This window comes from Ascidiaceihabitans sp. (assembly GCF_039986515.1).
GTDB lineage: Bacteria > Pseudomonadota > Alphaproteobacteria > Rhodobacterales > Rhodobacteraceae > Ascidiaceihabitans.
Genome location: NZ_JBDWQO010000005.1, coordinates 1 through 19,236 on the forward strand (window position 1 = coordinate 1; position 19,236 = coordinate 19,236).

Here is a 19,236-nt window from a genome sequence, read left to right on the forward strand (position 1 = left end):
CGGCAACCAAGCGTGGCTTCTTTTTCAGCATATTCGCAAGCCAAGGATCATCGCAACGACCTTTTCGCTCCGATGCACTGATCACCGACATGGCGCCGGTGACGAGTAACCGGCGTACGTCGCGCTGCCCCATTTTGGTGATCCTGCCAAAACGGTCTTTGCCACCCGTCGAATTTTGCCGGGGTACCAACCCGAGCCAGGCTGCAAAACCGCGGCCACTATCAAAATTATCTGCTGCCGGACAGAACGCCTGGATCGCAACTGCCGTTTGACGCAGATAGAGATCACGGCTCCGGAACATAACAGCCTGCGCCTGCTGTTCTTTTGTTTTTACGGCGACAAAGCTCATCGATGGACGGAGTGCGGCCTCAACGATCGCTTCGGCGTCCACAGCATCGTTCTTATGTCGCTTCACGAAAGGCTTCACATAATTTGGCGGGATCAAACGAACGATGTGACCTGCTTCTTGCGCCTCGCGCCCCCAATTGTGGGACGTCGCGCAAGCCTCCATGGCAATGGTGCAGCTCGGGATCTCAAACAGAAATTTTTTGAACTACAGGCGGCTGAGTTTCTTGCGAAACAAGACGTGCCCCGCCCTGTCCGATCCATGTACTTGGAAAACCCGCTTGGCCAGGTCCACGCCGATGATATGAAGTTCTTCCATTTCGCCCTCCTTTGTTTCCTGACTAGTCTTGGCCAGATCGGTTCAATTGTGAATCGACAGGAGGGGCATCCAATCCATCACTTATCGTTCGTTGGCTTGTGAAATTCGCGCGCGCACGAAAACGCAACAGTATTGCTCTTCAGGGCTGTTAGTGACTTTTTCCAGTCCCTAGAGCCTAAGTAGCCTGGCTAACGTTGATATCTACACGCCTGCCGCTTTTCCACCTCGGAACACGCTCGCCAGTATTCCATTCGTACATCCACCCAACGACTTCCTGTGTTTGTGGGTCACGGATGCTACCTATCATCTGCGCCTCAAGCCGCACGTAGGCCTCACAAATTGCTGGGATCGTTAGGTTCTGTTTCGCGCCGTCCGCCACATCAATGACCTCCTCTTGCTCACTCAGTTCACAGTTTTGGGAAGAATACCGCTCGTTTTCCGGCAAACTACCCGCTTTAGTTGAAACTGGGCCTTCGGAAAATGCACGATAAGGAACGAAGCCTAACGAAATACAACGCAACGAAAGAACTTAGATCGTTGATAAAGGAGGGAAAATACTTCCTGCATCCAAAAAGAGACGATCATGATTTCAAAGAACTGTTCAAGAAGTTAACGTCTGCTGGAGCGGGGCGACCTGTTGACAAAGATGGGTTCCCCCAAGGTGCATGGACGGCTGATCTTTTGGCTGAAGCGATAACGCGGATATTGTGATTTTGAGCCTGCAATGGTGCGGATTGTGCAATTGATCCATACAGGGAAAACGCTTGGCTTTAAGTATTGAGAGCGGGACAATATCGCCCTCGCTGTATCGGATACAGGGCTTAGCGCGGATCAAACGGCGGATCTTTTACGCGAGAAGCTGCAAGAGGTTGATCACCGGATGTCAGAGCTTACCCAACTCAGGGTGTTGCTGTCGGATATGTTGGATCAAGCTTGCCCCTTGCAAGGGTAGAACCCGCGCCGTCCTGCTGATTTTCTAACCCTTCAGCCGCGCATCGGTGTTTTCCTTTGTGTTACCTTCCGCCATGCGGGCAAACGCGTCACGCCACCCCTGCGCCAAGAGAGGCAACTCCGCCAAGATCGCAGCGTCTTCCCGTGAAACCCGGCGGGTCAAACGCGCCCGCGTCACCGTCTCAACGGTCCATTCCGGGCAAGGTCGCTCAAACAAAACAATCGGATCATCCGCCGAGACATGGCCGCCTTGCAGTACACGATAATACCACCCCGTTCGCCCCGTTTTTTGGAACAGATAGGCCATCTTCTCGTTTTCGGTATGCTCGCTTACCTTCCAACAGGGCTGTCTGCCTTGACTAACTTCAACCACAGCAGTCCCAAGGCGCAGTTTGTCACCAATACAAATATTGGTTTCTGTCATCCCTAACGTGGCAAGGTTTTCGCCAAAGGCCGCTGGGATTGTCCCTGTCGGAATATGCCCTTCGGCGATCCAATTGGGATAATGATCTGAGGGATAATGATGAATGGCCTTATCGCGCCCACCATGGTGTTCAAGGTCCGCCTGTGCATCTCCAAGGAAACCCATCTCGCCAATTTCCTGACGACCCAAGACAAGAGTTTTGCCAATGGCGGAGGGCGCTTTGCCCGCCCAACGATCCACGATTTCCCCAAAAAAGATGCCGTTAAGTGTGGTCGAAATGTCTGGTGCGCTCATGCTGGGTCCTGTTCATGGCAAATAAGATCTGTTTCTTGCGGGGTCAGGTGCTCTGACAGAAGTTGGCAAAATGATTGGCCTTCATTCTTTTGGAAATGTCGACAATCACGACACAGCCCAAAGGGCTTGCCGTCGTTTTGGTCCAAAATTGAGCGAAGTGTCTGCCTCAATGTGGTTTCAAGGCTGGTCAATTGCTGTCCGTCCAGGCCTTCGATCCCCCCTATCAGCCGAAGCGGTTGCGCGACCAAAGCCTCGCCCTTTTCGGTGATCTGATACTGAACAACCCGCTTGTCGGTCGAAGACCTTCGTTCGGTTACATAGCCCTTTGCCGACAACGACTTAAGCGTTTGGGACACGGTGCCACGGGTGCTGCCCAGATAATCAGCCACATGGGACGGGCTGCGCGAGAAGCGATTTGCTTGTGTCAGGTAATCCAACACGGATCGTTGGGCCGGGTTCACATCATCAGACCAGCTTTCGGTCGCATCAAGCCGCGCCAAGCGGGTCAGAAGTTCTCGGATACGGAGTTCTTGTGTCATGTTGATAAAGTAGCGAGTCGAAATAAAACTTGCAATAGTTTCGACTCGCTATTATTTGAATCACATCAAAAAGAAAGGATGAACCATGAACTATTCAATACCCCTCGTGCCCCTCGCACTGGTATTCACCGCGTCGGTTGCGGGTGCTGATGGCAACCACGCCTCCCACGCGGTCAATCAAGCAGGGGCAATCCTGTCCGAGGAGAGCGTGGACACAATTGCCGCCTTTGACATTTTAGCGGCCCATGCACACGGCACTGGAAACATCGTGACCTTTCATATGACGACCAATGGTTTGGCCGGTGACACCGTCCCGGCCGCCACGGGCGAGGTCGGCGGATCCGATGTTCTGTCCTACGTTTGGCCCACATCGCTGGACCCTTCCACTGTGGGTTTCGAAGGTGGCACAGGTATTCTCGCGCTGGCCGCAACCAGCCACCCCGACTTTGACGACACTCCGCTTTATGATGAAAACAACGATGGTGATCCGGCAAACGACGGGATCGTCTGGCATAGCCACTGGGTTGTGTTGACCCCAACCGAAACCTGTGGGCCCGGCGCATTGGCCGTCCGTGACATTCCCGAAGGTAGCACCCCACAACTGCCCGCGACGTGGCCTGGATTTCCAATCTTCCTCGACAGCCCCGGCTTTTCTCCGCTGTTTGACGGCCCCGAGATTTCCGTCACCGTAGCCTTTGACCGGGCGGTGCAGCTAGATGGGTTGTCTTACGACGGCGTCACCTCGGCTTTGAAAGTAAACGCCAATATCCACGCACCATTGCTGTGTGTTGTGGATGTCTTTGACGTGGCATCGGGCGACCTAAGCCTGCCGGGTACGCTTAACTAAATCGGGATGCGGCGGTTAGCGCCGCATTGTCCTGCCATTTCTCAATGACTGATCACAAAATGTAACCGATCATAGAAAGGACCGCGTAATGAAAGCCCCCGAACTACAGATTCAACAATGGTTCAACACCAAAGACAGCCCAACACTTGCAGCATTACGCGGCAAGGTTGTCGTGATCGAAGCTTTTCAAATGTTGTGTCCGGGCTGCGTGTCGCATGGGCTGCCGCTGGCCCAAAAAATCCACAACATGTTCCCTAAAGATAAAGTCGCCGTACTGGGTCTGCATACGGTGTTTGAACATCATGATGCGATGCAACCTGTATCCCTCGCCGCGTTCTTGCATGAATACCAGATCACATTTCCAGTCGCCGTCGATTTGCCCGGTACCGGAGCGATGCCAGAAACCATGCAGTCCTATCAAATGCGGGGCACTCCAAGCCTTATCCTGATCGACAAAGCAGGGGATATACGCGCCAATCACTTTGGTAACGTATCAGAGCTGATGCTGGGCGCTGAAATCGCAACTTTGATAGGCGCAGTCGCCCCTGATGACATTGAGCCGTCCACAGAAGGGTCTGCCCAACCAGGCTGCAACGAAGAAGGTTGTTCTTTGCCTTAAGGCAGCAGGGTCAAATGATCTTTCATCGGGGAGTTGGCCATTTTCTCTCCGATGAAAGCCCCAAAATCGGCGATGTACTCAGTCCGTGGATCGCTTTTGCGCCATACGAGACGAACCTGTCTGCCGATATTTTTTTCGCTGATGGGATGTAGCGTTGCTAGACCACCAAAACGATCTGGTGTTCCAACAGACAACACTGGAAACAACGCAGCCCCCTCCCCCAGCGCAACAAAGTGGCGCAACATTTCTAGACTGCTTGCCACCCTTTGCCCTTGCAAACCGGGTAGATTGCAAAGCGCAACGGTTTGGTCAGTCAAACAATGTTCTTGCGACAGTAAAACGAGCTTGGATTGCATTACCTCCACCATCTCAATGGGGCTGTCAGGTACTCGGTTCAGCTCAATCGGGCTTGCAAAGACGAAAGGTTCAAAGAACAAATCTGTGCAAGCGAGGTGTTCCTGTTTCGGAGCCGTCGCAATGAACGCAACATCCAATTCCCGATCCGCCAACATCTGTTCAAGTGTTTGTGTGGGTTCTTCAAACAGGTTCCACTGAACATTCGGGTAGTCTGTTCTTAGCGATTTGAGGATAAGTGGCAGCAAGTACGGCCCCAGCGTCGGGATCACCCCAACTTTCAATTCCCCATCAAATCTATTGTTCAGGCTTACAGATAGATCCAGGAATTCGCGCGCCTCGTTCAAAAGAAGATCGGCCTTTCGCAAAACAATCCGGCCATTGGGCGTCAACGCAACATGCTTGCCTTGACGTTCAAAAATAGAGAATCCCAATCGGGCCTCAAGCTTCATGATCTGTTGGCTAATCGCGGGTTGCGACACACCGCAAACAGATGCTGCCATACCAAAATTGCCGTGCTGCGCTACGCTCTGCACATATTCAAGATCCCGCAGTGATAGACCCGAAACTGACGTTGTTTTCTTCATGTATTACCTTTGATTATCGGTGCAATAACGTACATGACTTGGACCGTTTCTAGCTCTTCTGATCTTTTGCAACCAGACAGAAAGAATGGAGACGACTATGACCAAGACACCTAAGTTGACCACAGCGTTTGGTGCGCCAGTACCTGACAATCAAAACATCATGACAGCAGGGCCCCGCGGCCCGGCTTTGCTGCAAGACGTTTGGTTCCTCGAAAAGATGGCGCATTTTGACCGGGAGGTCATCCCCGAACGCCGCATGCATGCCAAAGGATCTGCCGCATTCGGTAAATTCACCGTGACCCACGACATCACCAAATACACGCGGGCCAAGCTGTTCTCAGATGTTGGCAAACAAACCGATCTGTTTTTGCGGTTCTCAACGGTCGCAGGCGAACGTGGCGCCGCCGATGCTGAACGGGATATTCGCGGATTTGCCGTCAAGTTCTATACCGAAGAAGGTAATTGGGATTTGGTTGGCAACAACACGCCTGTCTTCTTTTTGCGTGACCCTATGAAGTTCCCTGACCTGAACCATGCGGTCAAACGTGATCCGCGCACTAACATGCGCAGCGCGGACAACAACTGGGATTTCTGGACAAACCTACCCGAGGCTTTGCATCAAGTGACCATTGTCATGTCGGATCGCGGCCTGCCTGCCACCTATCGACATATGGATGGTTTTGGCAGCCACACTTACAGCTTCATCAACGCTGATAACGAACGGTTCTGGGTGAAATTCCACTTCAAGACACAGCAAGGCATCAAAAACCTGACAGATGAGGAAGCCGCACAAATTGTGGCAGGTGATCGCGAAAGCCATCAACGCGATCTGTTTGACAGCATCGAGGGTAATGATTTCCCAAAATGGACCCTGTCAGTACAAATCATGCCTGAGGCCGACGCAGGATCGTATCATGTTAACCCATTTGATCTGACCAAGGTTTGGCCTCATGCGGATTATCCACTCATCGAAGTGGGTGAGCTTGAGCTGAACCGTAACCCAGACAATTATCATGCCGAGGTTGAACAATCCGCCTTTGCACCATCCACCATTGTACCCGGTATCGGATTTTCTCCTGACAAAATGTTGCAAGGCCGCTTGTTTTCTTACGGTGACACACAACGATATCGTTTGGGCGTGAACCACGCGCAAATTCCGGTGAATGCGCCACGTTGCCCCTACCATTCTTATCACCGTGATGGCGCAATGCGGGTGGACAGCAACGCTGGATCACGCATCGGATATGAACCGAACATGTTCGGTGAATGGCAGGAACAACCCGATTTCTCTGAGCCACCGTTGAGTGTTGAAGGTGCGGCGGATCACTGGAACCATCGAGAGGACGAAGATTACTACTCGCAACCAGGTGATCTATTTCGTTTGATGTCTGCAGCCCAACAACAAGTTTTGTTTGAAAATACGGCGCGGGCGATTGGGCCTGCTCGGCTTGAAATTCAGCATCGTCATATCCGCAACTGCACAAAGGCTGACCCAGCTTATGGTGCGGGGATCGCAGCTGCGCTTGGCTTGGAAATAGCAGATATCGCAGATTAAGACATGGGCCCGCGCGGACGACGTTTGCGCGGGCGACCTTACTGTTTTTGGTTTATTTCAACACCTCAAGCAAAGTGTCTCTCGCCCCTAAGATATGGGCTTTTGTGAGGTCGCTTGCGAGGCTGGCTTGGCCTTTTTCACAGGCTTCAAGGATGGCTGCATGTTCTTCGTTCGCCCGCGCTTTGCCGTCAGTCATTGTGATTTGTGCCCGTAGATAGCGATCTACACGATCCAGCGAATTGTTAATGATCTTGAGGTGATATTTTAGTTCGCTCGCATTATATAGTTCATAGTGGAATTCGCGGTTTAGGTCGCCCCATTCCATCGGATCTGTTGATGTCGAAAACGCTTCGAAAAATCCGCGTGCCCGCGCCAATGCTTCCGGTGAAATATCAGACACGGCACGTTCAATCACTGCGCCTTCAACCAATGCTCGGAATTCGAAAATCTCGCTGGCGTCACTTCGTGATAGCCCAGCGACAACCGCTCCCTTAAATCGCTGTGTCGAAACAAAACCCTGCACTTCCAACATTGTGATCGCTTCACGTACAGGAATACGACTGGTGTTGAACGTTTTGGCAATTTCGTCCTGCCGCAGCGGCATGCCGTCCTCCAACTCACCATCAATGATTGCCTGTCTCAGCGCCTCAAATACGATGGTCGCCGCCGAGGCAGATTTCGAAATATCAACGGCATAGGACTTCATTCAATTACTCCCAATATGCCTTTTCCTAGAGGCTCTTCAGACTATAGCGCAAGTTTTTATATTGTATATTGGATCCAATATGCATTATGCAGTATCCATAACGCAGACTCCCGCGCTCTTGGCGAGGCGAGCCCGCAACAAGATGAGAAAACTCATCAATGCGCATCACGCGCAAATCAAAGGGGCAATTGCCCTCAACGGGAGGACTTTTATGAGACATACGATAACAATCGCGGCACTAACGCTGGCAAGCACGCTGGGGGTGACGGCCTACGCAGACACCATTGAATGGAAAATGACTGCCGCGATTGGCGAGGGATCGTTTTTCTACCAGAACTTCATGGAACGCTTTGCTGCCAATGTTGGTTCAATGACCGCTGGCGGCATGGAAATTCAGCCCTTTGGTGCTGGCGTTCTGGCCCCAGCCTTCAAGGCGTTTGAGGTCGTGCAGGACGGTATTGTCGAAGCTGGCCACTCAACCCCATCTTATCTGGTGAACCAAGACCCAACCAATGCAATTTTTGCCAGCTTCCCTGGCGGCATGTCCGGCGAGGCAACATTGCACTGGATCTACGAAGGTGGCGGCGAAGAAATGCTGCAAGAATTCCGTCGCGAGGAGATGGGCCTGCACTCTATGGTTGTGGGTATCGGCACGTCCGAGATCATGGCGCATTCAAACGTCAAAATTGAAACAACGGCCGACCTCGAAGGCGTGAAATATCGCACATCCGGCGCTTGGGCCGCTGTTTTGAAGGACTCTTTTGGTGGCGTTCCCACCGTTGTTCCAGGCAACGAGATTTATACGTTACTCCAACGTGGAGGCGTAGACGCGGTTGAATGGTCCACGCCTGGCGGCAATATCTCTGAAGGTTTCCACGAGGTGGCCCCCTATATGATCATGCCTGGGGTGCACCAACCGTCATTCTTGTGGGAGGTTTTCGTCAAACAGGAAACATGGGATGCCCTGCCGGAAGACATTCAAGCGCAGGTGACGGCGGCAGCAAAGCTTACGACATATGAAAGCTTCACCCACTTTGGTCACGAAGACGTACTGGCGATGGCCGCGTTCCGCGACACCAATGTAGAGATCATCAATATGGATCCTGCTGAATCAGAAAAAATCCGCGCCGCAGGCCGTGATTGGGCCAGTGCTCAAGCTGCAGAACTGGCTGAAGGCGGCAACGCGCGGATGCAAGAGGTCTTGGACAGCTACATCGCATATCAAGCGAATTGGGCAGAAAACTCTGGCTACCTTGTTCGCGACAGCGCGAACTAAGTCGGCACCAAAAACGTGTTGATGGCTGGCCCCTAAGGGTCGGCCATCACAAGTCAGGGGGGTCCAATGACGCACTTTCTAAACATTATTGACGCAATTGCAGAGGGTCTAGCCGCGTGTGGACGGCTTGTGATTTTCGTCTTAATCATTGCCATGCTTTACGAAGTAGTCGCGCGCTATGGTTTTGGTGCGCCGACCCTTTGGGCCTTCGACATCTCTTACATGCTGAACGGATCAATCTTTCTGCTTGGTGCCGCGTATGCGTTGCGCAGCGATGTTCATGTGCGGATCGACTTTTTGTCGCAGCGCTTACCGATGCGGGTGCAGCAGTTGTTAAATGGCATCGTTTTCCTTTTCATCATGATGCCCATCACATCGGTTTTCGCATTCGTTGCTGGGAAGAAAGCTCTCAAAGCTTTCACCTCCGGCGAAGTCGAAGCGGTGAGCCCATGGGCCCCGGTTGTCTGGCCATTCTACTCAATCATCGCCATCGGTCTTGCTGCGTTTGCTCTGCAATTTCTTGGTGAGGCAATCAAACTTTTGAGCGGACGCAAGAATCCCGGTGAAGCCCCCGGAGAGCTTGACGAAATGGGACAAGCACAATGACCCCCCTTTTGATGTTTGCCGCTCTTTTCGTGCTGGTTTTCGCAGGCGTGCCTGTGGCGTTTTCCCTGATCATCATCGCGATTGCGTTCGGGTTTAGCGTTTTCGGGGAACTGATTTTCTTGCAGCTTTACGGTCCACTGTTGCACACGGCCTCGAACTTCGTTCTGGCCGCGATCCCATTGTTTATCTTCATGGGTGCAATCTTGGAGCGCTCTGGAATTGCCAAACGTTTGTTCTACGCTTTGCAATTGTGGCTTGGTGGGCTGCCCGGTGGATTGGCTTTATCTACCATCGCAATGTGCGCGATCTTTGCGGCCGCCTCTGGCGTCGTTGGCGCAGTTGAGATTGTCGTCGGGTTGATGGCTATCCCAGCCATGACAAAGGCGGGTTATCGAAATGACCTGATCGCGGGCACAATATGTGCGGGCGGCTCGCTTGGCACGATTATTCCCCCTTCGGTGATTGTTGTGGTCTATGCCTCGATTGCGCAGCTTTCCATCGGCAAACTCTTTGCTGCGTCCATCCTGCCTGGATTGCTAATGGTTGCGTTTTTCGTGGGTTACATAGTGATCCGCAGTCTTTTGCATCCGACCGACGCACCTGCTCTTCCCAAAGAAGAACGCGATGTGCCGCTCCCTGAAAAGTGGAAAATCACACTGACTGCGATGCTGCCGCCATTGGCTTTGATTGTGCTCGTTTTGGGGTCGCTGTTGGCTGGGGCGGCCTCTGCCACCGAAGCCGCCGCCGTCGGTGCTGCCGGCACAATTGTTCTGGCGTTTCTGTTCCGCGAACTAAACCTTAAGCTGCTTAAGGAAGCGCTGAATGTAACATTGCGAATTACGACTATGATCATGTTGATCGTTGCTGGCGGTACAATGTTCACGAGCATCTTTGCGGTCACGGGTGGCGGTCAACTGGTCCGAGAAACTGTCGCAAGCATCGGTTTTGGCAATGCGGGCATTATTGCGTTCTTTCTTGTGGTGGTCTTTTTCGCAGGCTTCGTGCTGGACTGGGTTTCGATCGTTTTGATCTTTATCCCGATCTTTGCGCCAATCGTGAAGTCCGCTGGGATCGACCCGATCTGGTTTGCGATGCTGGTGCTTGTCGTCATTCAAACCTCATACCTGACACCGCCCATGGCACCGTCGATCTTCTACCTGCGATCTATCGCCCCGCGCGATATGACCTATGGCCAGATGTATCGCGGAGTCTTGCCGTTTGTTGGGGCACAAATGCTAGTGCTGATTGTCATCATCGCCTTCCCCGCCGTTGCAACTTGGTTGCCCGATCTTTTGGTCGGCCTTTAACGGAACGCCCCTGTCCCCTTCACATCTCGTCTTATCGGCGTGATCAAATTCGGAGATTTTTATGTCTACTAATATCTTTACGGGCACCATGCCCGCCCTAATGACCCCTTGCGATGCGCAGGGCACTCCAAACTTTGACGCTCTTGTGAGCAAGGGCAAAGACATGATCGCAGCAGGCATGTCAGCTGTCGTCTATTGCGGCTCTATGGGTGATTGGCCCCTGTTGACCGACGCACAACGCATGGAAGGCGTCGAACGCCTCGTCAATGCTGATCTGCCTGTCATTGTGGGCACCGGTGCAATCAATCCACAATCTGCCGTGGCCCACGCGGCCCACGCCCAGAAAGTTGGAGCCGCCGGTTTGATGGTTATTCCACGAGTGCTGTCGCGTGGTGCATCATCCGCAGCACAAAAGCAGCACTTCAAAGCGATCCTTGATGTGTCACCTGACATTCCTTCGATCATCTACAACAGCCCAGTCTACGGTTTCGCCACCAAAGCCGAGTTGTTCTTTGAGCTGCGCGCCGAATACGCCAACTTGATCGGCTTCAAAGAATTCGGCGGCAAAGATGATCTGCGCTATGCAGCCGAGCATATCACCAGTCGAGATGATCAGGTTACTTTGATGGTAGGCGTCGATACCGAAGTCTACCACGGCTATGTCAACTGTGGTGCGACCGGTTCGATCACGGGGATTGGAACGGCGTTGCCAAAAGAAGCACTGCTTTTGGCGAACCTCTCCAAAAAAGCGGCCGCTGGATCAGCAGAGGCACGCCAACGGGCGTTGGAACTGGAAGAAGCATTCGGTGTTTTGGCTAGCTTTGACGAAGGCACAGATCTTGTTCTGTATTACAAATACCTTCTCGTCCTGAATGGCGAGGAAGAATACCGCCATCACTTCGTGCCCACCGATGCTTTGTCAGATGCGCAGCGCCACTACTGTGAAACGCAATATGAGTTGTTCAAAACGTGGTTCGCGGATTGGTCAGCTCAGGGCGGGATCATCGCTGAATGCGCGTAATCGACAGTCATACCGGTGGTGAACCAACCCGGGTCATCTTGAACGGTGGTCCTGACCTTGGGTCAGGTCCGCTGTCAGAACGGGCACGACGTCTATCACAAGATCATATGGAGTTTTGCCATACCCTTCTACGCGAGCCGCGTGGTCAGGTTGCGATGGTGGGCGCTTTGCTTGTGGAACCGGTTGATCCGCGGTGTCTAACTGGTGTGATCTTCTTTGATGTCGCAGCCGTCTTGGACATGTGCGGCCATGGCACAATTGGGTTGGCGGTCACACTGGCGCATCTGGGCATGGCGACGCCGGGTTCTCATCTGATCGAAACACCGGCAGGTGTCATCAAGGTGCATCTACAAGACAATAGTACCGTCTCTGTGACCAATATAGAAAGCCGAGTGATCCAGTCGGATGTCACCGTCGAAATCGCGGATCAGGGGCCTGTGACGGGAACAATCGCCTATGGCGGAAACTGGTTTTACATCGTCGAAACATATCCAGTACCCGTGCTTCCCGAAAATATTGCGGGCCTAACACAGGCTGGCGTGGCTATCCGAACCCAGCTTAACGCCACACTGCACGGCGCAAAGGTTGACCATGTCATCTTTCAAGGGCACCCAGTCAGCGCCGATAATTTCAGCCGAAATTACGTGCTGTGCCCGGACGATACCTACGACAGATCCCCATGCGGAACCGGCAGTTCGGCCTTTCTCGCTTGCTTGGCCGATCAAGGGCGATTGCCCCCAGACCAACAAATTACCCAAGAGAGCATCATAGGCAGCGAGTATCAATTGTCATACCAACACGGACCCACTGGCGGAATTATCCCCACCATCACCGGGAACGCCTATGTCTTGGCCGACACTACAATGATCTTTTCGGCCAATGATCCGTTTCCCAACGGTATCGCGGTCTGACCAATGGCAGGAGCAACCGACATCATTGTCATCGGTGCTGGTGTGATCGGCATCAGCATCGCGCTTGAAATTCAGGCACGAGGCCGGCAGGTTCATGTGATTGACGCCCTAGGCGTTTGCGCCGGTGCATCGCAAGGCAATGCTGGGGCTTTCGCCTTCTCCGACGTTTTGCCTTTGGCCACGCCCCGGATCATGCGTCAGGCACCGTATTGGTTGCTTAATCCGATGGGGCCCCTGTCCATTCCACTTTCTTATGTGCCTCAGATCTCACCTTGGCTTTGGAAGTTTTGGAGGGCCAGCCGACCGTCGAAATTCGCTCAGGCCGTATCGGCGCAATCAGAATTGATGAACCTATCGCGGGCTGCGCTTGAACGTCAGATCAAGCGCGTTGATGGGGAACATCTGATGCGTCGTGAAGGTCAACTACAGCTTTATGATACCAAGCGCAGTTTTGATAACAGCCTGACCGACTGGGAATTACGAAAATCCCATGGCATCGCCTTTGATCTCGTTCAAAGTGCAGGAGCTTTGGCAGATATCCAACCTGGTTTGGCCGCACAGTTCAAATACGGCGTCTACACGCCTGATTGGATGAATACCGTTAATCCAAAATCATGGGTCGCGCATCTGGCTGATCGTTTTATTCAAGGTGGCGGCACACTCTCTATCGGCAAAGTAAACTCGATCGCATTCGGTGAAACGGGTGTTTCGGTGGAAACAGACACATATACGATAGGCGTGCGCCAGATTGTTGTGGCCGCAGGCGCGCATTCCCATCAGTTGGCGCGAACCCTCGGGGACATCATCCCGCTTGAAACCGAACGCGGTTACAACACAACTTTGCCCAAAGGCGCATTTGAATTGAACACGCATTTAACTTTTGCGGACCACGGGTTTGTGGTGAGCAAAATCGATGATGGTGTACGGGTCGGAGGCTCGGTCGAATTGGGTGGCTTGAAGATGCAACCCAACTACCGGCGCGCCACACATCTGTTGAACAAGGCAGCCGGTTTCCTGCCGGCATTAAATACACATGGCGGAAAACAATGGATGGGCTTTCGCCCGTCTCTTCCTGACAGCCTACCTGTGATCAGCTGTTCCAAGAAATCCCGAAACGTAATCTATGCGTTTGGGCACGGCCACTTGGGCCTGACCCAAGCGGCTGCCACAGCCGAAATCGCTGCTGATTTAGCGACGGATACCCCAACTCCAATTGGCATCGCGCCGTTCGCTGCGAGCCGTTTCGAGCGGATCAAACACGCCTACCCAACCTAATCCATACTAGACTCATAACTGTAGAAAAGGGCCTGCACATGTCAGAAGGCAGTACATCCATCAGCCAAGATTATCGTGACCAAGTTAACTGCCGCGTAGAAGCTGCAGAAGACGCATTCTGGAGCTTCGGATACAGCGACCGTGCAGTACGTGGCAAATTCTTATCTGCAATTGCCAATCACATCGATGCCAACGCGGACGCGATTGTTGCAGTGTCCCAAAAGGAAAGCGCCCTGCCCGAGGCCCGGATGCGTGGGGAACTTGGACGCACCACGGGGCAATTGCGTATGTTTGCCGATCACATTCAGAGTAACGATTATCTGGATATTCGCCACGATGCTGCCCTGCCAGATCGTGCGCCATTACCTCGGCCTGAGATGTTCCTGATGCAACGCCCTATCGGTCCAGTTGCTGTCTTTGGCGCGTCCAATTTTCCATTGGCATTCTCAACTGCGGGTGGCGATACGGCATCCGCACTTGCTGCTGGTTGCCCTGTCGTTGTGAAAGGACACGAGGCACACCCCGAAACGACAGCGCTTGTGGCTTCTGCTGTTCAAAATGCAATCAAAGAATGTGATCTTCACCACGGTGTCTTTTCTGTTGTCCAAGGACAGGGAAATGAAATCGGGGCCGCTCTTGTGCAACATCCGCTGATCAAAGCTGTTGGTTTTACCGGATCGTTGCGCGGTGGCCGCGCCTTGTTTGATCTATGTGCATGGCGCCCGGAACCTATTCCCTTCTTTGGTGAACTTGGATCCATCAATCCGGTGTTCGTTTTGGATCATGCATTGGCGGATCGTGGCGCGGCGATTGCAAATGGTTGGGCTGCATCATTGACGATGGGTGCCGGGCAGTTTTGCACAAACCCCGGTGTTGTTTTCTTGCCAGCAGGCGAAGCCGCCAATGCTTTTATAGAAACAGCCAAGGCCGCACTTGATCAAAGCGAGCCTCAGACGATGCTGACTGACGGTATTGCGGCTGCTTATTGTAAAGGCCGAGATCGGGTTGCTGGAACATCCGGTGTGGTAACCCAACTGGCAACCCGCACGTCTGGTCGCAATGCGGACCCGTCTTTGTTTGTGACAGACGGGCAAACATGGCTGTCTAATCCGTCGCTCGAAGATGAGGTTTTCGGCCCACTCGGCATTGTTGTTACCGTATCGTCCGCCGGCGAAATGCTAAAAATCGCCCACGGACTGCAAGGCCAACTGACGTGTACATTAATGGTTGATGACGCGGATGTTTCGGCTGCCACCACTTTGATGCCTGTTCTTGAACGCAAAGCAGGTCGAATTCTGGCAAACGGTTTTCCGACCGGCGTCGAAGTTTGCGACGCAATGGTTCACGGTGGTCCCTACCCCGCGTCCACAAACTTTGGGGCAACCTCAGTTGGCAGTATGGCGATCCGCCGGTTCTTGCGGCCAGTAAGTTATCAAAACCTTCCACACAGCTTGCATCCGACCGATCTTTGATCGGCCTCTAAGGGCCGCATCAACATGCGATGATCAACGATCCACAGACCGTCCGCATTGCGTTAAAATTCGAACCGGTCGACGCCTGGGCGCAATTCCACATCGCCCAGAATACGTCCTGACCCAGTTCTTTAGCAACCGAAACGGATGCGATCGACGCCGTACTGCGAAGCTGGTGTGTACTCGCTCAGCCGTTCTGGTGGCGAATTTGGCGACCCGAGCGATCAGGCTTACAGAGTGGCGCAGGGCCCTAAGTGCCGCCGCTCTCTGCCAACCATTCCAAAATTGTCCGGGTCGTTTCTTTCGGTTTTTCCTGCTGAATCCAATGCCCGCAATCAAGGCTGACCACATCCACGTTTTGCACGAAATCCGCCAGATTTTCCGATTTCGGGATCATGTCCTGTTCGCCGTAGATCATAAGCGCAGGCTGATGGATGATCGGGTCCACGTCTGCGAGTATCTGCCAATTGCGGTCCATGTTCCGATACCAGTTGATACTGCTGGTGAAACCAGCGTTCTCGAAGGCTGCGACGTAAACCGCAAGTTCTTCGTCGCTGAGGATAGGCTCACCCAAGGGTGCTGCGGCCTGCGCGAGGTTGATCATCGTCATGCCGGGCTCGGGCGGAGATAGCGGGACGTTTTTGCGATATAAATTGCTTAGAAATCGAGAGGTGTTCTGGTCAAGCACTGCATCAGCAACGCCCGGTTGCCGGTTGAAGTGGACGAAGTAGTTATCGGCACCAAAGAACTCTTCCATGAACGCGATCCAAGGCTTTGGGGTGCGTGCCTGATAAGGCAATGCGAGGTTTATGATTTTGGACACCCGATCTGGATGCAGCTGTGCCAAGCTCCATACGACATTCGCGCCCCAATCATGGCCGACAAAAACGGAATCGTCATACCCAAAGTGATCAAGCAATGCGGCAAGATCACCTGTCAGATAAGATATATCATAATCCGTGACCTGATCGGGACGTGATGATTTGCCATAACCCCGCTGGTTCGGGGCGATGACATGGAAACCCGCGTCGGCAAGAGCAGGCATCTGGTGACGCCATGAATAGGCGTGCTCTGGCCAACCATGGCAAAGGACAATCGGGTTGCCCACATTTTCCTGACCGGCTTCAAATATTTCAAGTTCGACGCCGTTCACTGAAATGAGTGTGGGCGTTGGTAAATTCGTAATCTTAGACATTTTCAGGTTCCCTTTCAGATGCATCCTGATTGCCTAAGATGAAAACATTCCAGAATTTGATACCTTTTGTGCTATGTTCCCTGTATGAAAACACGCAGCCGACAAGACGCCATTGTGCGCAACCTCCGCCGCAACGGCACCTCAACAATCGAGGTGCTTGCATCAACGGTCGGCGCGTCCCGCAGCACGATCATTCGCGACATTGCAGCGCTGCGTGACGAAGGGTTCCTCATTCAGACCGAACCGGGGCGCGGCGGCGGGATCAGCCTGGATGCGTCTTCCATCCAGACCACTGCGCGGCTGTCTGTGGCAGAGGTGTTCGCGTTGATCATTGGTGTCTCAGCAATGCGTGCGGCCGGAAACCTGCCGTTTTCGCGCCTTGCCGACGCGGGGCTATCCAAAATTGAGAAGGCCCTTCCATCTGACAAGATCCGCGATCTACGCCGCTTGCTGGAATGCCTTTATGTCGGGCCTCTCGCGCCGCAAGTAAACACATCTAATCTCGCAGACATGGCGCCTGATTTGCTACCCGCATTTGAGACAGCATTTCTCAAGGGGTTTTTCTTGCAGTTCCGATATCGCGACGCCAAAGGTGTGGAGACCGAACGGCATGTCGAACCGCAAGCGATGCTGATCCTGCCGCCGCTTTGGTATCTGGTCGCTTGGGACCCTTCACGCGAAGATTTTCGCCACTTCCGCATGGACCGAATTCGGGAACCCGTTTGTGATGAGGGTCACTCATTTCGCCGGCGCATCGTTCCCTTTGATGATGGGGTCCGGCCCATTCGGATCGTGTAGCACCAATTTACGCAATGCGCTGAGCCCGTTGCGCCGCCGCACGACCTCTAATCAAGAAGGCCACCATCACCGCGGCTGTCGTCAGACCAGATTTTCCAACCGTCGCAATACTGCAGGTATAGACAAGCGGTGCAGAGAGGTCGAACCAACTCAAAATCATTGCACTAATGCCAAGCATCTTCATTAGAAAAGACACCTGTAATATTGCTTCGGGGTGCGCAAGTTATTGGGGCTGTTTTGTTTTCTAGTCTAGGCATGATGGCCCTGTGGATGTGTCGATTTACGGATGACGAATTCAGCGACCGCCAAGTTGGGCACCCAACAAAGCCAAGCAACAACTGGATAAGCGACGTCTATTGAAATGCCTCCCAAAAGCTGAACAGGCAATATTACCCTCAAAGTCACACCTGCAAACGTCAATGCGATTGAGCGGATCAGCCATTCTTGATGAAGCGCGATCTGACCGCGCATGACGATTTGCATCGCGCGGAACATTGCAAGCAAACAAAGCACTACCAGCAATGATATGCAAGTAGAACGCTTCTTCAGATGTCAGAAGCTGATGGGCCGTACCTGCATATGCCTGATCCATCCCCTGCACGACAAATCGATAGGAAACAAGAGCGACAACAATAGATAAGAACCAGAACATGACTTGTCTGAGGCCAATGGTGCCTTACGGGACGCATTAAACTAGAAAGCGGATCTTGAATGATGTCTTGCGGCCCTTGGTGGGGCAGATCAACTAAGTTGGTTTCGCGAAACCTATCCGGGTTTTGAGGACATCTTCAATCACGCGCTTATCGCGTCGCTTTTGGGTATCACGCCAGTGACACTCAGCCGGTTGCGCAATAGCTAGCGCTTCAACTCTTCGATCAGAAAATCATAGACCCGCCGGATGCGGCGGCTTGTCGTCAATTCGCGGTGGGCGACCAGCCAGATCGGGAAAGACAGCGGTTCCAGATCAGGCAGGACTCTCACCACATCAGGTTCGGCGTCCCCAATGTAGGCATCCAGAATACCGATGGCAGCCCCCTGCTTTACCAACTCCCACATCACCAGATAGCTTTCCGTCAGCAGCGGGAAATTCGCCTCCGTCAGGCCCAGCCCAAGGCTATTGAGGCCCTTCAGCATCATGCCATTGCGATCCATGTTCACGAAGTCAGCGTGGCGCAAATCATATGGCTTGGTCGGGTGGCCCAGTTTTTCGATATAGCTAGGCGCGGCATATAAGATCGCGTCCGCCATGCCGATCTTCTTTGCGATCAGGTCAGGTTCAGTTGGGCGAAAATGGCGGATTGCAATGTCCGCCTCGCGGCGTAGCAAATCACTCGCATGATTAGAAACGACGATCTCGACCTGAATACCCGGTTCTTCAACGCGCAGCTTGGCAACAATCGGCGACAACAGAACAGTGGCATAAATTTCACTCGCGGATATGCTGATCGACCCTTCCAGCGCTTGGCTTTGGCCAAGGGCAGTTAGCGATACACGGCCCGCAGCTTCGCCCATGCCGCGCACATGGTCCAATAACTCCATGCCACTTGGCGTTAAAGTCAGGCCGCGACCCACACGTTCAAATAGGACGACACCAAGCTCCTGTTCCAATCCTTCAACCTGACGCCCAAGCGTCGGTTGTGCCATGCCCAAAGCACGAGCTGCGGCAGACAAGGATCCTTCTTCCGCCGTCACCAAAAAGGCCCGGGCTTTGTTCCAGTCGAATTTTACAGCACGCCAATCCATGCAGATATGCATATCAAAAATGGAAATCTGGTCAATTCGCATAGCTGGTTTTGAGTCGTAGACCTTTCGCAACGCCAACTGGAAACAAGAAA

At 53.1% G+C, this 19,236-nt stretch carries 18 protein-coding genes and 1 pseudogene; 11 read left to right on the top strand and 8 right to left on the bottom strand.

Features of this window, described 5'->3' with window-relative positions; all coding sequences use genetic code 11:
* The 3 genes and pseudogenes from ABJL60_RS02070 to ABJL60_RS02080 all read right to left on the bottom strand — a co-directional run.
* A pseudogene (locus tag ABJL60_RS02070) lies at positions 1-664 on the bottom strand (transposase); the annotation flags it as partial.
* Positions 665-1,640: 976 nt separating this feature from the next.
* The gene (locus ABJL60_RS02075; protein WP_348432289.1) at positions 1,641-2,333 is read right to left on the bottom strand and encodes an MOSC domain-containing protein; all 693 of its coding nucleotides are present in this window, start codon (positions 2,331-2,333) and stop codon (positions 1,641-1,643) included.
* Positions 2,330-2,872 (bottom strand): MarR family transcriptional regulator, encoded by a 543-nt coding sequence (locus tag ABJL60_RS02080; protein ID WP_348432290.1) that lies wholly within the window; start codon positions 2,870-2,872, stop codon positions 2,330-2,332. The genes ABJL60_RS02075 and ABJL60_RS02080 overlap by 4 nt, the downstream gene beginning before the upstream one ends.
* A gap of 85 nt (positions 2,873-2,957) precedes the next feature.
* Here ABJL60_RS02080 and ABJL60_RS02085 point away from each other — a divergent pair, with 85 nt between their 5' ends.
* Both ABJL60_RS02085 and ABJL60_RS02090 read left to right on the top strand, forming a co-directional pair.
* Positions 2,958-3,719 carry a hypothetical protein gene (locus tag ABJL60_RS02085; RefSeq protein WP_348432291.1) on the top strand — a complete coding sequence of 254 codons (762 nt, stop codon included), beginning with the start codon at positions 2,958-2,960 and terminating at the stop codon, positions 3,717-3,719.
* Between the two features lie 88 nt (positions 3,720-3,807).
* Positions 3,808-4,338, top strand: a complete 531-nt coding sequence (locus tag ABJL60_RS02090; protein ID WP_348432292.1) for a redoxin domain-containing protein — start codon at positions 3,808-3,810, stop codon at positions 4,336-4,338.
* Here the strand turns inward: ABJL60_RS02090 and ABJL60_RS02095 are convergent.
* Positions 4,335-5,279, bottom strand: a complete 945-nt coding sequence (locus ABJL60_RS02095; protein WP_348432293.1) for a LysR substrate-binding domain-containing protein — start codon at positions 5,277-5,279, stop codon at positions 4,335-4,337. The genes ABJL60_RS02090 and ABJL60_RS02095 overlap by 4 nt on opposite strands.
* 97 nt (positions 5,280-5,376) lie before the next feature.
* On the opposite strand from ABJL60_RS02095, the gene ABJL60_RS02100 reads away from it, so the two are divergent.
* Entirely contained in the window at positions 5,377-6,834 is a 1,458-nt protein-coding gene (locus tag ABJL60_RS02100; protein ID WP_348432294.1) for a catalase, read from the top strand.
* Between the two features lie 52 nt (positions 6,835-6,886).
* Here the strand turns inward: ABJL60_RS02100 and ABJL60_RS02105 are convergent, their stop codons facing one another.
* Positions 6,887-7,540: a GntR family transcriptional regulator gene (locus ABJL60_RS02105; RefSeq protein ID WP_348286151.1), complete on the bottom strand. Its 654-nt coding sequence runs from the start codon at positions 7,538-7,540 to the stop codon at positions 6,887-6,889.
* A gap of 211 nt (positions 7,541-7,751) precedes the next feature.
* Here ABJL60_RS02105 and dctP point away from each other — a divergent pair, with 211 nt between their 5' ends.
* The 7 genes from dctP (at position 7,752) to ABJL60_RS02140 (ending at position 15,408) form a co-directional block, all read left to right on the top strand.
* Positions 7,752-8,816 carry a TRAP transporter substrate-binding protein DctP gene (gene dctP / locus ABJL60_RS02110; protein WP_348286149.1) on the top strand — a complete coding sequence of 355 codons (1,065 nt, stop codon included), beginning with the start codon at positions 7,752-7,754 and terminating at the stop codon, positions 8,814-8,816.
* A 129-nt stretch (positions 8,817-8,945) separates the two neighbouring features.
* Complete coding sequence (locus ABJL60_RS02115) at positions 8,946-9,422, top strand: TRAP transporter small permease subunit (RefSeq protein WP_348502084.1); 477 nt, start codon at positions 8,946-8,948, stop codon at positions 9,420-9,422.
* Positions 9,419-10,729 (top strand): TRAP transporter large permease subunit, encoded by a 1,311-nt coding sequence (locus ABJL60_RS02120; protein WP_348286145.1) that lies wholly within the window; start codon positions 9,419-9,421, stop codon positions 10,727-10,729. The genes ABJL60_RS02115 and ABJL60_RS02120 overlap by 4 nt, the downstream gene beginning before the upstream one ends.
* 61 nt (positions 10,730-10,790) lie before the next feature.
* The gene (locus ABJL60_RS02125; RefSeq protein WP_348432297.1) at positions 10,791-11,750 is read left to right on the top strand and encodes a dihydrodipicolinate synthase family protein; all 960 of its coding nucleotides are present in this window, start codon (positions 10,791-10,793) and stop codon (positions 11,748-11,750) included.
* Entirely contained in the window at positions 11,741-12,661 is a 921-nt protein-coding gene (locus ABJL60_RS02130; RefSeq protein WP_348432298.1) for a proline racemase family protein, read from the top strand. The genes ABJL60_RS02125 and ABJL60_RS02130 overlap by 10 nt, the downstream gene beginning before the upstream one ends.
* Before the next feature lie 3 nt (positions 12,662-12,664).
* Positions 12,665-13,936, top strand: coding sequence for an FAD-dependent oxidoreductase (locus ABJL60_RS02135; protein ID WP_348432299.1), 1,272 nt, complete (start codon positions 12,665-12,667; stop codon positions 13,934-13,936).
* Between the two features lie 38 nt (positions 13,937-13,974).
* Positions 13,975-15,408 carry an aldehyde dehydrogenase (NADP(+)) gene (locus ABJL60_RS02140; RefSeq protein ID WP_348432300.1) on the top strand — a complete coding sequence of 478 codons (1,434 nt, stop codon included), beginning with the start codon at positions 13,975-13,977 and terminating at the stop codon, positions 15,406-15,408.
* Positions 15,409-15,658: 250 nt separating this feature from the next.
* On the opposite strand, the gene ABJL60_RS02145 is transcribed toward ABJL60_RS02140, so the two are convergent.
* Positions 15,659-16,603, bottom strand: coding sequence for an alpha/beta hydrolase (locus tag ABJL60_RS02145; RefSeq protein WP_348432301.1), 945 nt, complete (start codon positions 16,601-16,603; stop codon positions 15,659-15,661).
* An 84-nt stretch (positions 16,604-16,687) separates the two neighbouring features.
* On the opposite strand from ABJL60_RS02145, the gene ABJL60_RS02150 reads away from it, so the two are divergent.
* A complete protein-coding gene (locus ABJL60_RS02150) occupies positions 16,688-17,401 on the top strand; it encodes a WYL domain-containing protein (protein ID WP_348432302.1) in 714 nt (237 codons plus the stop codon).
* A 295-nt stretch (positions 17,402-17,696) separates the two neighbouring features.
* On the opposite strand, the gene ABJL60_RS02155 is transcribed toward ABJL60_RS02150, so the two are convergent.
* Together ABJL60_RS02155 and ABJL60_RS02160 are read right to left on the bottom strand one after the other, a co-directional pair.
* Positions 17,697-18,053: a hypothetical protein gene (locus tag ABJL60_RS02155; protein ID WP_348432303.1), complete on the bottom strand. Its 357-nt coding sequence runs from the start codon at positions 18,051-18,053 to the stop codon at positions 17,697-17,699.
* A 203-nt stretch (positions 18,054-18,256) separates the two neighbouring features.
* Positions 18,257-19,156 (bottom strand): LysR family transcriptional regulator, encoded by a 900-nt coding sequence (locus ABJL60_RS02160; RefSeq protein WP_348432355.1) that lies wholly within the window; start codon positions 19,154-19,156, stop codon positions 18,257-18,259.
* Positions 19,157-19,236 lie beyond the last annotated feature (80 nt).

Coding starts and splice junctions, on each gene's coding strand:
- ABJL60_RS02075 (WP_348432289.1), bottom strand. CDS start 2,333: ATGAGCGCACCAGACATTTCGACCACACTTAACGGCATCTTTTTTGGG.
- ABJL60_RS02080 (WP_348432290.1), bottom strand. CDS start 2,872: ATGACACAAGAACTCCGTATCCGAGAACTTCTGACCCGCTTGGCGCGG.
- ABJL60_RS02085 (WP_348432291.1), top strand. CDS start 2,958: ATGAACTATTCAATACCCCTCGTGCCCCTCGCACTGGTATTCACCGCG.
- ABJL60_RS02090 (WP_348432292.1), top strand. CDS start 3,808: ATGAAAGCCCCCGAACTACAGATTCAACAATGGTTCAACACCAAAGAC.
- ABJL60_RS02095 (WP_348432293.1), bottom strand. CDS start 5,279: ATGAAGAAAACAACGTCAGTTTCGGGTCTATCACTGCGGGATCTTGAA.
- ABJL60_RS02100 (WP_348432294.1), top strand. CDS start 5,377: ATGACCAAGACACCTAAGTTGACCACAGCGTTTGGTGCGCCAGTACCT.
- ABJL60_RS02105 (WP_348286151.1), bottom strand. CDS start 7,540: ATGAAGTCCTATGCCGTTGATATTTCGAAATCTGCCTCGGCGGCGACC.
- dctP (WP_348286149.1), top strand. CDS start 7,752: ATGAGACATACGATAACAATCGCGGCACTAACGCTGGCAAGCACGCTG.
- ABJL60_RS02120 (WP_348286145.1), top strand. CDS start 9,419: ATGACCCCCCTTTTGATGTTTGCCGCTCTTTTCGTGCTGGTTTTCGCA.
- ABJL60_RS02125 (WP_348432297.1), top strand. CDS start 10,791: ATGTCTACTAATATCTTTACGGGCACCATGCCCGCCCTAATGACCCCT.
- ABJL60_RS02130 (WP_348432298.1), top strand. CDS start 11,741: ATGCGCGTAATCGACAGTCATACCGGTGGTGAACCAACCCGGGTCATC.
- ABJL60_RS02135 (WP_348432299.1), top strand. CDS start 12,665: ATGGCAGGAGCAACCGACATCATTGTCATCGGTGCTGGTGTGATCGGC.
- ABJL60_RS02140 (WP_348432300.1), top strand. CDS start 13,975: ATGTCAGAAGGCAGTACATCCATCAGCCAAGATTATCGTGACCAAGTT.
- ABJL60_RS02145 (WP_348432301.1), bottom strand. CDS start 16,603: ATGTCTAAGATTACGAATTTACCAACGCCCACACTCATTTCAGTGAAC.
- ABJL60_RS02150 (WP_348432302.1), top strand. CDS start 16,688: ATGAAAACACGCAGCCGACAAGACGCCATTGTGCGCAACCTCCGCCGC.
- ABJL60_RS02155 (WP_348432303.1), bottom strand. CDS start 18,053: ATGTTCTGGTTCTTATCTATTGTTGTCGCTCTTGTTTCCTATCGATTT.
- ABJL60_RS02160 (WP_348432355.1), bottom strand. CDS start 19,156: ATGCATATCTGCATGGATTGGCGTGCTGTAAAATTCGACTGGAACAAA.